Origin of the sequence: Winogradskyella haliclonae, assembly GCF_014635865.1 — a bacterium.
Lineage (GTDB): Bacteria > Bacteroidota > Bacteroidia > Flavobacteriales > Flavobacteriaceae > Winogradskyella > Winogradskyella haliclonae.
The window spans coordinates 203,466-219,905 of record NZ_BMDQ01000003.1 but is presented as its reverse complement, the minus strand read 5'-3'; the positions used below and the strand labels follow the sequence as shown (position 1 = coordinate 219,905).

Here is a 16,440-nt window from a genome sequence, read left to right as displayed (position 1 = left end):
TATGTATTTATGCCACAAATCTCTAGATAAGCATACAGGTATGCACGTTAGAAATGATGAGTTGACCAATAAGCCGATGAGTTGGAAAGACCATTTAACGGACTATAGGTCAACTCATCGATTAGAAGTTGATAAAAAAATATACTAACTTTAAGTTTGTTGAAAATAGAATTATGGAAACCAATTTACCATTTTATCAAAAGCGTCTATTAGGTATTAAAATAGTTGAGTTAGCTATTTTTATTGTGTTTTATTTGTTTTGGGCATTTGCATATCATGCCGCTATAACAATTAATAGTAGGGCTTGGAATGAAGGTGAGACTTCTCTTTTCGACTTAAAGGAATTTATGGATACAGTTGGAGTAGATTATATTTTGAAAGCTATTCTTACTTACCCAATTTGGTGGTTACTGATTAGAAAACTAAAACATTGGAAATACACTAAAAAGATAATGTTACACATTATTTTATTGCCACTATTTGTAGTCGTATGGCAACAAGTATATTACTATGTGTGTGATTTTATAGGTTTTGGCCATTTAGGCGGTGTTGCAAGAGTATGGGATATTTATATTCCGGCTTTGTTTTATGCATTACAGTTTGGCATTATTCATTCTTATAATTACTATTTAGAAAATCAACAAAAGATACGTTTAGAAGGCGAGCTGAGAACGGTTGCACTTAAAAGCGAACTTTCAGCATTAAAGGCACAATTAAATCCGCACTTTTTATACAATATATTTAACACCATTAGTGCGTCTGTGCCACCAAAAAATGAAAAGACGAGACATCTCATTGCGGAGCTTTCGGACTTATTTAGGTATCAATTAAAGGCTTCACAGGTTGAAAAAGTGTCTTTAAGAGAAGAGTTAGAGTTTGTAAATAAATACCTTGATTTAGAGAAAGAACGTTTTAAAGAACGCTTAGAAATTGAGGTTAATGTAGAAGAAGATTTAAAAGACGAACTTATTCCGCCTATGCTACTTCAACCATTAATAGAAAACTCTATAAAGCACGGCTTATCATCTCTTATTGAAGGCGGAAAAATTTCAATCAATATCTTTAAGAAATTAGATAAATTACATTTTGAAATTTCCGATACTGGCGTAGGCATAAAAGATAAAGCCTCAGTTTTTGAAAAAGGAATAGGTTTAACCAATACAAAACTGCGATTAGAAAAAATGTACCAAAGCACACTTAACTTATCTGATAATTCGCCTAAAGGATTAAAAATATCTTTTGCTATATGAGAAAGGTAATTATTATTGATGATGAAGAAGCAGGAAGACAACTTATGAAAGAGTACTTAGAAGATTACCCTGATTTAATTCTACTTGGTGAAGCAAATAATGGCGTAGATGCTGTTAAAATAATTAATGAATTTAAACCAGATTTAGTGTTTTTAGATATTCAAATGCCTGGAATGACAGGTTTTGATGTGCTCACACATTTGGAAGAATTGCCACAAATTATATTTTCAACGGCCTACGATCAGTATGCTTTAAAAGCTTTTGAAGTTCATGCCGTAGATTACTTGCTAAAGCCCTATACCAAAGACCGTTTTAAAGTTGCCGTAGATCGATTAAAAGCTAATACTGAAGGAAATAAGGCAAGACCTTTAACTGAGAGTCTTTTAATGGATAAGCCAAAATCTCCAGAACGTATATTAGTACAAAGTCAGAATAAGTTGGTCACTGTTGCTTTAGAGGATGTTATTAGGATTGAGGCTTACGGTGATTATTCTAAACTTATAACTGAAGCAAAAACTTACGTAAGCAACTATGGTATTTCTACGCTTGAAGAAAAGTTAAATGCGACTATTTTTATTAGGGTTCACAGGTCATCTATAATTAATTTAAATGCCGTAAAAGAATTAAATAAATATACCAAAAGCTATGATATCACCATGAAAAACGGAGATGTTGTTAGAGTAAGCCGTGGTTATATGGATAATATCAAAAAACTAATGTTTTAAATAGTTTTCTTGGTAACTATGGACTTTGTTAACTTTTAACTTACCAAGCCTCTCTGCTTTTAATATTTGCATCGCAGAGTCGTATGATTTCGGCGATTCTTTTTTGTTTGGTTTCTTCGCGTTTAGCGCTATTTAACCACGATAGATAGCCTTTTCTATAGCCTTTAGAAAAATTCTGATAATTCTCGAAAGCACGTGGATTTTTATCAAAAGCTTGTTGAAGATTATCTGGTATTACCCCATTTTCAACATCATCCATAGCAGTCCAAGTACCCGTTTCTTTTGCCAATTCAATCATTTTCCAACCAGCGTCTTGAATTAATCCTAATCGTTCAAGTTCCGCAATGTACTTTTTGTTTAGAGCACTCCATGTGCTTTTCGGATTTCTATGCGTAAAGTATTGAATGCGTTTGCCACCGCCTAAGCTTTTTACAGTGGCATCAATCCAACCAAAGCATAGTGCTACTTTTACAGCCTCTTCCCAGCGCATTGTTGGAATTTTGGTTTCGAGCTTATAGAAGACTATGTAGACCGCTTTCTGGGTGTCATGATTGGCTAGTAACCAGTCATACCATTCAACATCACGCTCAAAATAAAGCTCAGGAATAGCCTTCATTATAATTGTTTTGAATAAATGTAATAGTCTCTATCTACTTTAAATTCTGAAACCTGAACTTGTTTAGTCTTCCATTCAGAATTTGGAAAAATCCACTCTGATTTACCATTAATTTCTACTTCAATTGGCATATCAAAATCTTTGACAATATTGACATAGCGGTATTTAATGGCATTGTCTTCAATTTTATACTCTAAAGTTGGAATACGTACATCGCGTAAATACTGATTAAAAAAAGCACTTAAGTCTTTTTTGGTCATTTTGCTAATGTAATCTTCAACTTGTTTTGTAGTTACCGTTTGATGATAAAATTCTGTATTTATACCTCTTAAAATGTCTCTCCAAAGCTTATCGTCTTCGATGAGTTGTCTTAAGGTATGTAACATATTAGCGCCTTTATAGTACATGTCACTAGAGCCTTCTTTATTAACATTATAAATGCCAATTAAAGGCTTGTCATTCTGAATATTTGCTCGTGTACCAATTACATAATCCGCAGAGGCTTCTTTGCCATAGTAATAATCCAAAAAGAGATTTTCAGAATACGCTGTAAAGCCTTCATGTATCCACATATCCGCAACATCTACATTGGTTATGTTATTGGCAAACCACTCGTGACCAGCTTCATGAACAATAATAAAATCCCATTTTAAGCCCCAACCCGTTCTTGATAAATCATTGCCTAAATACCCTTTTTTATACTGGTTACCATAGGTTACTGAACTTTGATGTTCCATACCTAGATACGGAACTTCTACGAGTTTAAAACTGTCTTCATAAAATGGATAAGGCCCAAACCAATGTTCAAAGGCTTTCATCATTTTAGGCGCATCTTTAAAGTGCTCTTTGGCTTTGTCAAGATTATCTTTAAGAACCCAATAGTCCATATCAAGGTTTCCATTTTCGCCTTTATAAATCTCAGAAAAGTTTACGTAATCTCCAATGTTTACATTAACACCATAATTATTAATCGGATTATTAACATACCAATGCGATGTGACCTTATTACCTTTGTCTTCAAGCTTTCTTAGTCTGCCGTTGGATATATTTGTTAATCCTTTAGGAATGGTAACACTTATAAGCATGCTATCAACTTCGTCGTACATGTGGTCTTTGTTTGGCCACCAAACACTAGCGCCTAAGCCTTGACATGATGTTGCAATAAAGTGTTTACCGTTGCTATCTCTTTTCCATGAAAATCCACCATCCCAAGGTGCACGTTTTGCCTCTCTAGGGTTACCTTTGTAATGCACTTCGATAGTATTTACAGCGCCAGTTTTTTGTTTGTCATTTAATGTGACAAAGTGTGCATTTCCATTATGTTTTACGTCTAATGCTTTACCATTTTGAAGCACTTTTGTAATCTGCATTGGTACTTGCAAATCTATTTGCATCACTTGATATGGTTTTAATACTTTATATTGAATAGTGTTCTTTCCTGAGATAAATTTTTCATCTGGTTTTACTTCAATATCCAAATGATAATAGGTTAAATCCCACCATTCGCGTTCAGGCGTAATGCTTCCTCTTAACGTGTCTTGCCTTGTAAACTCATTTTTTTTATTTAATAATCCTTGAGCAATACCTAATGTCGAGGTTAATAATAGTGCAATGCAAAGTCTGTGTTTTAATGTTCTCATTTTTGTTTCTTAGTTAAGATATCACCTCGCTTTAATTCTTTTCCTGGTATGGAATCCAAAATTACTGGAATTGAAACTAATCCGGTTGCAGTTGGTTTATAAACCCCAAAATGCAAATGAGGTATAGTTGTCCAACCCGTATATCCTGATAAGGCTATTGGCTGTTTAGCTTTTACAGAATCACCAACTTTGGCTAAGTTACCATATTGTTTTAAATGTACATACTGAGTAAAGGTATTGTCTGGGTGATATAGCATCATATAATTGCCATAATCTTTATAGTCTTCTGTAGTACCTTGCTTATTGTGTTTAATACTGACTTTTACGACAACACCATCTCTTGCAGCAACTATAGTATCTCCGACTGCCATTTCAAAATCTAAACATTTAGCAGAAAATGATCCATAATGAGAAAAATCACCATCATAACCCTGAATGACCAAGGATTGATATCCTTTTTGAAATGGTAAGGTATAGATATGATTTGTGTCGTAAGATTTAAAAGGATACTCTCCATAATATCCCAAAAATCTATACTTTTTTAAAATTGAATTTGAATCAGCTTTAGTATTTGGATAGCTTAAAATCACAGATTCTTGTTTAGCATCTAATTGCCTAAATGTTTCTTTTTTTGTTTTACGATTTATAGCTTTTACATACAAAGGACAGTGTAACTTATTTTTTGAAATGACGTATATAGAGTCCTTGTCTACTTTAAAATCTATAAAACTTGGTTTAGTATAATTATCACTTGAGCAACTAAATAAGCAAATAGAGATAATGATTAGTATTGATTTACTCATTTAAACTATCTAAAAACGGTTTCAACTCTAATAAATCGATATCATCTCTTTTCTGCAATTCTTTTAAAAACCAGCCTTTATGGCCAGCTCCATATGTAATAAGTATACGTTTGTTTTGATATCTATAGGTTTCTAAGGCTTTTTCTATATTCCAATAATGTGCAATATTTATATTATCCCAGCCTCCAAGACCCAATTCTTCATTAAATAATTTATTGTAAATCTTTAAGCTTATATTATAAAGGCTATCGTATTCCTTTGTGTGAATAAAATAGGGATCGTTTCGCTTGCCTGTTGCTTCTAGTAAAGAATCTGATAATTTGTTTGCATTTGTATATGCATTCCAATCAGAAGTTCGTGTTGAATCTTGACTAATTGCTCTTAACTTTTTTTGACGTTCTAAAGCCATTGGGCGTGTCCAACCAGCAGTTGGAATAATTTTGAAATCCATAGTTTTTGAAAGTGGAAATATAACATCAGTATATTCGGGGAAACGCATGACCCGAGGTTCAGAAATACTATCATCTTTTTTAAAACCTTCCATGGCTGTGTCAAATCTATCTGGTGGTATTTCAGTAAGAATTATATCAGGATTTATTTCTTTAATTAGCGCGGTAAGCTTATCTAGATTATAGATTTCTTCTGTTCTATGACCACTATGAATAGTTCCTAATACTAAGACTTCATTTTTTGTGGAAGGTTTTTCGGAGCAGACAAAAAGAAAAAAACAAAATATGAGAAGACAATAACACTTTAATTTATGAATCATAATACTAGATATCAAATAATAGATTAATAATAGGCTTTATGGGTTTTAAATCTTCTTCATTTGTGGCTACTGATTCCAATATACTAGATCCAACAATAGTAAAGTTAGCTTTTAATTCTAAAATAAAATCTTGGGCCTCTTGAGTAGTAATACCATTGTTTACATTAAAATAGGCATTTTTATAAGATTCTGGGTCAAGACAGTCTACATCAAAGTGAATGTAAAGATGAGTAATGCTTTTGGCATTTAAGATGTCTATTAAATCTTTAGTGTTAGAATTTAAAGGTGCATAAATATGACCTTCGTTAATACGTCTTTCTTCGGCTTTATCTATACTTCTTAAACCTATATAATGAATTTGTGAAGCTTTGATTTCTGAAAACAGCAGAGCCCTTAATTCATCATCACCTTCACCAAGTAATGTGCGTAGGGGCATACCATGAAAATTATGGCTTGGAGATTCCTCAGGTAAATTAATATCTGCATGTGCATCAAACCATATAATACCTATGTTTTCATATTTAGAAGCTAGGTAACTTACTGGAATGATTTCTAAGCCACAATCACCTCCAATAGTTTTTAATGTTGTAGGTTGTGATTTTTCAAGTAAGCTTTTATAATCGGATAACTGTTCAATTAAGGCCTTATGGCCATTAATGTTTTGGTTTTTGACTAATGCTTTTTCAGATAAGGCAATAGTTTCAATATTAGAAATATTTAAGTAGTCACGAACAGTTTCAGCTCCAATTTTCATCGATTTACCTACACCGGAGCCTTGCCATTGTGGAAAATAAACAAACATTTATCTAATAATCTTATTAGGGAAAGTGACCATGCTCTCATGTCCGTCTTTACCAACAGCTGCAACACCAAAAAAGAAATTATCAACGACGATACCATCCAACGTATATTCTGATACATCGCCAACAAACCTGCTGTTATCCCAAGTAGGCGATGTGGTATCTCTCCAATAAATCTTGTAACCTACAGCACCATCTACTTTATCCCAACTAAATTTTGCTGAAGGCTGAACAATACCACCAATACCAACATTTTTAGGCGCTGGTGGGGCAGAAGCAATGCTTGCTAAATTAATTGCATTTACTGCAGTTAACTTTTTACAATACGGAAAGTTTACGTGCTCAAATGTATCACCGTAGTTAATGCCATCTTCCGTTCTTATATCTTGGTGCTGTTGTGTGTAATTTTCGTGAGCTTCCATAATACGGATACCCGCAAAGCCAACATCGTTAAATGGTCTGTGATGACCACCACGACCAAAACGATCTAAACGGTAAACCATCATTGGGTTCATTTCGGGCATATATGTTTTTACGGCTTTATGAACATAACGTGCCAATTGACGCGAAATACCATCGACCTCACCACCATAAAAGCGTCTTGCGCGACGTGCTCTTTCACTCTCATTTGCTGGAACAGGTTCAGAAAAAATACGGAAGGTACGGTTATCTATTACGCCATCAACACCTGTAATGTTTCCGATCATATCATTATTAAGTATGCCAATAATATCCCAATTGTTGTCTTGAGCATATTTTGCTAAACCTTGTCCGCCAAATAAGCCTTGCTCTTCTCCCGAAAGACCAACATAGATAATACTACTCTCAAATTGATATTTAGACAATACACGTGCTGCTTCAATAGCTCCAGCCATTCCGGTAGCATTATCGTTAGCACCCGGTGAATCCGAAGTAAAATCTGTTGGGTCTGATACCCGAGAATCTATGTCACCACTCATTATGATAAAACGATTTGGGTATTTTGTACCTCGCTGTATGGCAACTACATTGACAACCATAACATCTTTAATAATACGCTGATTTGTGCCTTTTTTGACTAAATCTTGTTGGTAAAAAACCTCCAAACAGTTGTTGCAATCTTTTGAAATAGCATCAAACTGTCCTTTTATCCAACGACGTGCAGCGCCAATACCACGGGTATCTGATAGGGTATCACTTAATGTATGACGTGTGCCAAAATCTGCTAAAGTTTTGACATCATTTCTTAAACGCTCTTCAGAAACAGCATCAATAATATCGTATAGTTTTGAGTCTGTTTGCGATTGACTAAAAGCAAAATTGATTAGTGCTAAAGCAAGAATTATTTTTTTCATAAGGATGGTGGTTGTTTTTCAGCCTTAAAAATAAGTCTTTAGCTAAAGAATCGCTTTTAAATATTTGTTAATTACGTTTCTATTAGTGTTCTAATAAGAGCAAAGTCCCAAAAATAGTTGCATCAATCCAACCTCTATCTTTATCGGCACCTTCTACTGGTATAGATCCAATAAAATTTTCGCGATGTTCACTATTATCATTATCGCAATAGGCTAAAGCAAAACCTATATTTTTACCACTTTTTAATTCTACAGAGGTATTATTACTGTTGTCTTTATACGATTTGTCAAAAAGTAGAATCTTGACTTCCCACATGGATGTATTGCCATTTGTAGTTCTTTGAGATGCGATATGAGAATTGTATAGTTTGCCTTCCTTTTGTGGTGTAACATCTACCACATTACCTTCTAAATCTATATGATATGCAAATGCAGAATGATTGTATTGATGATTACCGCCACTATTATCTTCGTCAATAAAAACTTCTAAGCAATCTTCATCCCACCAGCTTTTTAGGGGGTCTTTGTAGTTATCTACAAGCTTATCGTCTTTAATTTCTGCCAACAAATAAAGTGCTTCTTTGGTCCATGTGAGCTTATAACGTCCTTGAAAATCGTCTTTTGTATATGGTTCACCTAACCACAATTGATCAATTGGATGCCATTGCGAATTCTTCCAGATTGGCTCATTTGCTTTTCCGTCTATAATTGGTTGTGCTTTTGCTTTTTTTACTTCTATTAGCTGTTTCACAGGCTTTGTTAGAGGTAAATCTTTTTTGTAATTGAATTTTACAGTTTCTACTTTGCCGTTTTCCTTGACGTCAACATAGACATTCATTTCGTTCTCAGAGACTTTTTCAAAAGACATACCTTCAAATACCACTTTGTTTTCGGTAATATATTTTAGCGGAAAGTCTACGGTTTCATCTTTGGTTTCCCAACCTTTAAGATCGTTGTTAAAGTGTTTTAACTGAAGAATGAGGTTATTTTCTATTTCACGAATCACTTCAATCTCATAAAACATGACTTTGCCTTCACTTATGAGTTTAAAAGTTGCCATCATTGAGCCACCAGATGGTTTGCTCCAGATTTCTTCGGTTTTACCTCCAAATGCCTCACCGTGCCATGTGCCAGCAATCCAAGAGATGTTTTCTAGCTTAGGTTCTAAGGTTTTGTCTTGAGCAGATAGTGCTAAAGTAAATAGCGATAAAATTAGCGTGGATAAAGATTTCATTTTTTTAATGCGTTTATAGTTCTACTATTATAACGTTTATGTAATGTTATTAGAGGACAATTTAGTCTTCTTTATAGTTTTCTTCGTCTTTTTTAAGTTTTATATATCCTGTAACTAAGCGAACGCCTAATCTTGCAAAAAGGATAATGGCAATGACCATTACAATGTCAAATCCATCCATATTTTCTATAGAATTTAATCATGTCCTATTTCATCTCTAATTTCATTTCTCAATGATTTATTAATGTCATATAAATCTTTAATGACTGACAATGTCCCTACATTATTGTTTTTAAAGGCTACAGTTTCTGTTTTGAGTTCCGCCAAGAACTGGGTGTCTTGGTAATTTGTGAGTTTTATTTCTTCGTTAAGCGTTAACACTTCAATATAACGGCTTATACTTTTTGTGTCTTCAAGGATCTCCAAAATAGCATTTTCCACATCGATAATGCTTTTGTTTGCCTTAGGCTGCTCATAATTGTAGTAGCGTGATATTTTTGAAATTAGTAAGTTGTTTGAAAGCTCTAATCCTTTTGATTTGCATATTTCATAACCATTATTTATTGGAAAATAACGTTCAAAAGTTAACATATTTAGTAAATCAGCTTCTAAGGAATCCTGCGAAATAATCGACTCTTCTAAATAAGATATCATTTTTGATACAGAAGTTTTTGCCTTCTCTCTTTTTTGTATCATGTGTTTAAGTATATCGCCATCTTCTTCAAGGTTGTTTAGAATTTCGGTTAACACATAAATTTCTGTTTTCTTGGCTTTGTTAGATTCATTCCAGTTGTTAATCTGAAGCGCTAATAGAATTCCAATGACGACAAGGAGTATTTCACCAATAGCATATTTAAAATACCTGCCTAGTCTGCCTGACGTTGAGTCTGGCAAGGCTGGTTTAACCATTTTGTTTTGTTCTAAAAGTGAGCGACGAATATGACGGAAGAATTTAATCATTGATTTTCATTATTAATTTCTTCTAAAAGTGAAATAAGGTTATTCAGTTGCTTTTGTATTGGTTTTAAATCATTCATTTTTCCTACCTCGTTACCAATCAAATACCTTAAATCTTTTTTTAAACTCTCGTCCATACGCAACTCGTCTATAACGGATTTTGCAATATTAAGATCGAGATCAATATTACACTTGTCAGGTAAGCTTATAAGATAACTGTTACCTTTTTTTAGATATATATCGCCACAATTCAATCGAATCTGGGTTTGAATATCATCTGGCATTTTTCCTCTCAAATTTTCTCTATACCTATTTTCAAATGTAAAGGTTCCAGATTCAGACCATTCCGCATCATAGTACCTAATTAATGCAGTTTTTATACTGTCATTTTGCAGGAGGTTAATTTGACCAGAAGCAATTAACTCTTTAAAAGTTGATTTTGCAGAATATGAATCTGTAAACTGACTTGCTTGATACAGGTCTACTATATTTTCAACAGGATTATCGGAAGCCTTTGAAGAGTTTTCGAAAACTGCTATTGCTTTTTTTGCATGAAAAGTAACTTGATTAGAATAATTAATAATAGCCTGAAGAATTTGTTCTTCTTCTCTAACATCATCTAAAAGTCTTTTATAGTATAGTGATTCTATGTTTGCATTAAGACGATTCTGATTCCAGTTGTTAATTTGTAATGCCAACAAAATCCCGATCATTACAAGAACAACTTCTCCAATAGCATATTTAAAGTACCTGCCTAGTCTGCCTGACGTCGAGTCTGGCAAGGCTGGTTTACCCATTTTGTTTTCATTTAGGAGTGAACGGCGAATATGACGGAAGAATTTAATCATTGTTTTAGCGCTTTAATGACTTTATCGGCATTTTCTAAAAATTCATTTAAATACTTGATGGCAATATCATAATGAACAAAATAATAGTTAGCAATTCTATTCTTATAATCAGGGTTGTTTATGGTATACTCTGTAAATCCAGCTAAATTATTACGCATGATGTAGTCAGGATACCAATCAAAATTAGTTTTCCAGTACGCAAAATTATCTCCAATATCTTCTATGATATAATTTCTAAGAAATTCAAACCTATTAATTGTTGACGTATAAAACTCTGTAATAGAAATTTGCAGACTGTCTTTTATTACACCATTATCTACAGAACTATGGAGTAAATTAAATCCTCTGGTGGTTACAGAATAATCGGGTGAATAGGTGATTAAATTAAAATACGAAGAATCAGAATAGTCTTTTTTAGTAAGTTTACCATCAAGTACATGCTTTAAATAAGGTTCTTTTTCTTTATAGAACTCTAGAGTTTGTCTAACCTTTGTAATATCTGTCTCTAAATCATTAACAATCATACTATATGTATTTTGAAGCGTATTATTTTGATTATTTTTTTCATTCCAATTATTAATCTGTAAAGCAATCAAAATCCCAATAACTACAAGTATTATTTCTCCAATAGCGTATTTAAAGTATTTTCTCATTTTGTTTTGTTCTATTAAGAATTTTCTAATATGTCGGAAGAATTTAATCATTGGTCTGGGTAAGTCTAATAATTTCGTTTATATGATTTTCTACTGTCTTTTGTTCTAAGTCGGTTATAATATTTTGAAGCCTTCCTTTAATAACAGTGAGATGACCTCTAAATTCACGAGATACTACATAGTCTATAGTATAATCTATTGCTTTTTGATCCCCTTTATTAAGCATAATTGCATCTGTATTCAGTGCAGAATGAGGGTCCATAACTTCATACCTGTATTTTTGATGGTTAAGCTCTTCCTCTAAAAAGTCTTGATAAACATCATTCCAAGTCACCAAATAATTTCGTAAAGTATCGTTTTTAATAAGTTCATAATTCCCAGAAGCAATCAAAGAGTTTACAACACCACTGGAAGGATTGAAGGTAAACGTATGTAGAGCATATTCGAAAGTATCTATTAAGTTAAATACATTTTCTTTGGTGAGAGGCATAGCATCAATAATGGTATTAAGAGATTTCATAGATCTTGTATGAACCAACTTAACAGTATCGAACTGAATTTTATTACCTAAAAACTCCTTATGCAATTCTTTAAGAATTGCCTTTTCCTTTAAACCATCTAATCTTTGAGTGTTCCACGTGTTAATCTGAAGGGCTATAAGTATTCCCATAACTACAAGCAATATCTCACCAATGGCATATTTAAAGTATTTTCCTATTTTGTTTTGGTTAATTAATGAGCGACGGATATGACGGAAGAACTTAATCATATTTCTTCTTTTACTTTAGCAATAATTCGTAATGGTGCGCCACTACCATCTTTAATTTTCATGGGTAAGGCAATAACTTCAAAATCTTTCAACGGTAGTTGATCCAGATTAGTGATGTTCTCAAAAGCAGGAATATTTTCTGACAATAAGATAACATGGCTTTTAAAGTACTCTGATTGCCCATAATCTATACTAGGCGTATCTATACCAATGGCATTAATGTTTCTATTTTCTACTAGCCATGTGGCTGCTTCTGATGAAAGCCCAGGAAAATGTAACAACTTTACGGCTTCAGGACCACGTTGGTCAGTACCTAAATATTTTAGCTTATCAGGATAGTGCTTAGAATGACCAGTTTCTAGAAGTACTATAGCACCTTCTGGGATTGTGCCATTTGTTTTTTCCCAATTGGTAAAATCTTTCACACTGATTAAATAATCAGGATTATTTGAAGCGTTTGCGGTAACATCAACCTTAATGGCTTGGCCTATGAGTTTATTTAATGGGATTTCTTCAACGGATTGCTTGCCTTTTGAGAAGTGAATCGGTGCATCTATGTGTGTGCCGCCGTGCTCGGCAGTTTCAAAATTATTAGCAGCATAAAAAAAACCTTTGTCTGTATCTCCTTTGGCTACGATATCTAATTTAAATTCCTTAGCTGTTACCCAATACACGGTCTCTTCAGAAAAGGTATGACTTAAATCAATAATTTTAGTTTTGGTAATTACTTTCTCTTGTGTCTTATTACAAGACATGAATAAACATAAGAAAGCTGATAAATAGAAAATATTAAGTTTCATATTTAGAATGCATTTAAGTAAAAAATGATACAAAAGGTACAGTCACTTGTTTAGAATAAACAAGTACGTTAGGTTGATGGTGTAGTTGAGGTTGGTTAACTATTTGTGTTTAAAGATAGTATAATGTTACACTATCTCACAAAAGTGACTTTGCTTATTAATCCATTTTCAACTTCGTAAATGGCAACGGCTTTAAAGGTATTACCATTGGCAGTTATAAATTCATGGTCAATAACTTTATTACCAGTTACTATACGTTTTAAAATTTTACAGTTGAGGTCTGGTGTAGTTTCAAAAAAGCCTTTGTATGAGTTTTTCATAGCCTCTTGGCCTTCGGTACGTAGTTCGTTAGGGAAGTTATATAGTTTTATATCCTTAGAGTACGTTGCCATAAACGCATCGATATCTCTGGCATTGTAAGCATCTAATTGTTTTTGTACAATTACCTCTGGAGATACCTCTGAGACTAGTGTTAACATGGTACCAATCTCGTTAGTGCTAATGCGTGTTATTTTTTGAAGATTGTCGTCTTGAAAATTAGCTAATGTACTAAAGCGTTCATCTTTCTTTGGGTTGAATTTGTAAACCACATTATTGATAGGAATAATGACACTACCATCTATTAACCAACATACATCCTCAATTTTATTTGGTAATTGCATAATGACTTTAGTTTCTCCAGTATGAGGATTTAAAGATTTTAATGTCCATTTATCTTCCGCTTCTTTAGAGACAAAACTTACCAGTTTTGAATTTGGTATTTTATGAAATGAGCGCCCAACATTTGTAGCATATTTTCTACTCTTTTGGGCTTTGATATCTGTTACAAATAGGTTTAATCCATCATCTTCAATAACTGCAGAAACAACTGTATTCTCATCATACCAAGAGTAATAAGCTACAACCAAATCTTTAATGATTTCTGTAGATTTTCCTGTTTTAAAATCGTAGCGGTACAGACGTTGCTTGCCATCATTATCGAGCCTAACTGCTGAGATATCTTTAGAATTTGGGATTTTTAATGGCGAATATTCACCACCATTTGGTGTGCTATTTAAAAATGTAATGGCTTTGTCTCTAATGCTGTATTTGGCAATGTCTGTTTGTCCATTTCTTGTAGAAGCAAATGCTAAAATATTATCGTTATAAAAACTAGGCTGATTGTCATAGCCGTCATTACTAGACACATTTCGTTGATTGCTTAGTGATAATTCTCCATTAGAATTTGAAATGTCAAAAAGGTAAACTTCAGTGTTTTGGGCTAGAGTAGTGGTCGTGAAGGCAAATGCAAAAAGATATAGTATAGATTTCATTTATTTCTAGATTTTGAGACCTAAATATACACAAATAAAAAAGTCGGATTATAACAAAACAATCCGACTTTCTACATCTAATTAAACTTAACTAAAAGCAGTACTTCCCTTCTGCTTTAACTTTTTCTGCGATTTCGTTACGTAAGTCAACGATATCTGGGTAGTTTGTATATTTTGTAAAACGCTTAAGTCCCATAAGCATCATACGTTGCTCATCACCTTCAGCAAAAGAAATGATACTTTCTTTTCCTTTTCCTTCTACAATACTTACAGCATTATATAGATATAACTTAGACATGGCAATTTGTACGGCTTGTTCTTTTTCGCTAGTACGTTTTGCGTTTTTCTCAGTTCTTAATATCGTCGATTCTGCCATATAGATTTCAATTAAGATATCTGCAGCAGCAATTAATAGCTGTTGGTGTTGCTCCATATCTGGGCCATATTTTTGAACAGCGGCACCAGCGACCATTAAAAATACTTTCTTCAACTTAGCAATCATTGCTTTTTCTTCAGAAAACAATTCTGAATAATCAGGTGTTTCAAAAGACGGAATGCCCATTAATTCTTGTTGAACTGCTTGCGCAGGGCCTAATAAGTCAACATGACCTTTCATGGCTTTCTTTACTAGCATACCAACAGATAGCATTCTATTAATCTCGTTAGTTCCTTCGTAGATACGTGCAATACGAGCATCTCTCCAAGCCGCTTCCATCGGTGTTTCTTCAGAGAAGCCCATACCACCAAAGATTTGGATACCTTCATCAGCACAGTTTTGTACATCTTCAGATACAGCAACCTTTAAGATTGAACATTCAATAGCATATTCCTCAACGCCTTTAAGTTCTGCTTCTTGGTGTGTATTTCCTGCAGCTTCGCGTAAGGCAATACGGTCTTCAATATTTTTTGCAGCTCTATACGTAGCAGATTCACCTGCATATGCATCAGTTGCCATTTTAGCTAGCTTGGTTTTTATAGCACCAAAATCTGAAATAGGTGTTTTAAACTGCTTACGCTCGTTAGCGTATTGTACTCCAGTATTGAGTATTCTTCTTTGAGAATCTAAACAAGCAGCTGCTAACTTAATACGTCCAACATTTAAAGCATTCATGGCAATTTTAAAGCCTTCTCCACGACCAGCTAACATGTTTTCTACAGGTACAACTGTATCGTTAAAGAATACTTGACGTGTAGAACTAGCACGGATACCTAATTTGTGTTCTTCTTCGCCAAGAGTGATTCCGTTTGGATTGTTTTTATCGTATTCTACAATGAAACCAGTAATGTTTTTATCATCTTCAATACGTGCAAAAACGATCATTACACTACAGAAACCAGCGTTAGAAATCCACATTTTCTGCCCATTGATTTTATAGGACTTTCCATCTGCTGAAAGCTCAGCAGTCGTTTTACCAGAATTAGCATCAGACCCTGCACCCGGCTCAGTTAAACAGTAAGCCCCAAACCATTCTCCAGTAGCTAACTTTGGGACATACTTTTGCTTTTGAGCTTCAGTACCATATAGTGTTATTGGCATAGTACCAATACCAGTATGTGCTCCAAATGCTGTACTAAACGAACCAGTACCTGAAGAAATATAGTCACATGTTAAGCATGTAGAAACAAATCCCATTCCTAATCCACCATAGGCTTCAGGAACTGCGACACCTAAAAATCCTAATTCTCCAGCTTTTCGCATGACTTCTTCAGTTAGCGCGTAATCTTTAGCTTCAAAACGAGGCTTGTGCGCAATGATCTCACGTTCGTTGAACTCCATTACCGCTTCTTTCATCATATTCTGTTCTTCTGAAAAATCTTCAGGAGTGAATACGTCTTCACATTTTGTTTCTTTTACTAAGAATTGTCCACCTCTTAATAATTCTTTTTCTTGAGTTGCTTCCATAACTACTATATAATCTTAATTTCTTT

16 protein-coding genes are annotated in these 16,440 nt (G+C 33.7%); 2 read left to right on the top strand and 14 right to left on the bottom strand.

The genetic code is table 11. From position 1 onward, the window contains the following. Positions 1 to 173 precede the first annotated feature (173 nt). Both IEV10_RS11505 and IEV10_RS11500 read left to right on the top strand, forming a co-directional pair. On the top strand, positions 174 to 1,250 hold the full coding sequence (locus IEV10_RS11505) for a sensor histidine kinase (protein WP_188374877.1): 1,077 nt from the start codon (positions 174 to 176) through the stop codon (positions 1,248 to 1,250). Then, positions 1,247 to 1,975 (top strand): LytR/AlgR family response regulator transcription factor, encoded by a 729-nt coding sequence (locus IEV10_RS11500; protein ID WP_188374876.1) that lies wholly within the window; start codon positions 1,247 to 1,249, stop codon positions 1,973 to 1,975. The genes IEV10_RS11505 and IEV10_RS11500 overlap by 4 nt, the downstream gene beginning before the upstream one ends. Positions 1,976 to 2,015: 40 nt before the next feature. On the opposite strand, the gene IEV10_RS11495 is transcribed toward IEV10_RS11500, so the two are convergent. The 14 genes from IEV10_RS11495 to IEV10_RS11430 all read right to left on the bottom strand — a co-directional run bounded on the left by IEV10_RS11495 (position 2,016) and on the right by IEV10_RS11430 (position 16,414). Continuing rightward, a complete protein-coding gene (locus IEV10_RS11495) occupies positions 2,016 to 2,591 on the bottom strand; it encodes a YdeI/OmpD-associated family protein (RefSeq protein ID WP_188374875.1) in 576 nt (191 codons plus the stop codon). Beyond that, positions 2,591 to 4,231 carry a M1 family metallopeptidase gene (locus IEV10_RS11490; protein ID WP_188374874.1) on the bottom strand — a complete coding sequence of 547 codons (1,641 nt, stop codon included), beginning with the start codon at positions 4,229 to 4,231 and terminating at the stop codon, positions 2,591 to 2,593. Before IEV10_RS11490 ends, IEV10_RS11495 begins: the two co-directional genes overlap by 1 nt. Then, a complete protein-coding gene (locus tag IEV10_RS14395; RefSeq protein ID WP_188374873.1) occupies positions 4,228 to 5,034 on the bottom strand; it encodes a M23 family metallopeptidase in 807 nt (268 codons plus the stop codon). Before IEV10_RS14395 ends, IEV10_RS11490 begins: the two co-directional genes overlap by 4 nt. Then, positions 5,027 to 5,803 (bottom strand): hypothetical protein, encoded by a 777-nt coding sequence (locus IEV10_RS11480; protein WP_188374872.1) that lies wholly within the window; start codon positions 5,801 to 5,803, stop codon positions 5,027 to 5,029. Before IEV10_RS11480 ends, IEV10_RS14395 begins: the two co-directional genes overlap by 8 nt. A gap of 4 nt (positions 5,804 to 5,807) precedes the next feature. Further along, positions 5,808 to 6,605 carry an arginase family protein gene (locus tag IEV10_RS11475; RefSeq protein ID WP_188374871.1) on the bottom strand — a complete coding sequence of 266 codons (798 nt, stop codon included), beginning with the start codon at positions 6,603 to 6,605 and terminating at the stop codon, positions 5,808 to 5,810. Beyond that, entirely contained in the window at positions 6,606 to 7,937 is a 1,332-nt protein-coding gene (locus IEV10_RS11470) for a M28 family metallopeptidase (protein ID WP_188374870.1), read from the bottom strand. An 82-nt stretch (positions 7,938 to 8,019) separates the two neighbouring features. Further along, positions 8,020 to 9,171, bottom strand: coding sequence for a DUF6265 family protein (locus IEV10_RS11465; protein ID WP_229719698.1), 1,152 nt, complete (start codon positions 9,169 to 9,171; stop codon positions 8,020 to 8,022). A gap of 195 nt (positions 9,172 to 9,366) precedes the next feature. Beyond that, a complete protein-coding gene (locus IEV10_RS11460; protein WP_188374869.1) occupies positions 9,367 to 10,131 on the bottom strand; it encodes a DUF6090 family protein in 765 nt (254 codons plus the stop codon). Next, positions 10,128 to 10,976 carry a DUF6090 family protein gene (locus IEV10_RS11455; protein ID WP_188374868.1) on the bottom strand — a complete coding sequence of 283 codons (849 nt, stop codon included), beginning with the start codon at positions 10,974 to 10,976 and terminating at the stop codon, positions 10,128 to 10,130. The genes IEV10_RS11460 and IEV10_RS11455 overlap by 4 nt, the downstream gene beginning before the upstream one ends. Further along, positions 10,973 to 11,680, bottom strand: a complete 708-nt coding sequence (locus IEV10_RS11450; RefSeq protein WP_229719696.1) for a DUF6090 family protein — start codon at positions 11,678 to 11,680, stop codon at positions 10,973 to 10,975. Before IEV10_RS11450 ends, IEV10_RS11455 begins: the two co-directional genes overlap by 4 nt. Beyond that, a complete protein-coding gene (locus tag IEV10_RS11445) occupies positions 11,673 to 12,398 on the bottom strand; it encodes a DUF6090 family protein (RefSeq protein ID WP_188374867.1) in 726 nt (241 codons plus the stop codon). Before IEV10_RS11445 ends, IEV10_RS11450 begins: the two co-directional genes overlap by 8 nt. Continuing rightward, positions 12,395 to 13,198 carry a cyclase family protein gene (locus IEV10_RS11440; protein WP_188374866.1) on the bottom strand — a complete coding sequence of 268 codons (804 nt, stop codon included), beginning with the start codon at positions 13,196 to 13,198 and terminating at the stop codon, positions 12,395 to 12,397. The genes IEV10_RS11445 and IEV10_RS11440 overlap by 4 nt, the downstream gene beginning before the upstream one ends. Positions 13,199 to 13,329: 131 nt before the next feature. Continuing rightward, positions 13,330 to 14,511, bottom strand: coding sequence for a nuclear transport factor 2 family protein (locus IEV10_RS14355; protein ID WP_229719695.1), 1,182 nt, complete (start codon positions 14,509 to 14,511; stop codon positions 13,330 to 13,332). A gap of 91 nt (positions 14,512 to 14,602) precedes the next feature. After that, entirely contained in the window at positions 14,603 to 16,414 is a 1,812-nt protein-coding gene (locus IEV10_RS11430) for an acyl-CoA dehydrogenase FadE (RefSeq protein WP_188374865.1), read from the bottom strand. Positions 16,415 to 16,440 lie beyond the last annotated feature (26 nt).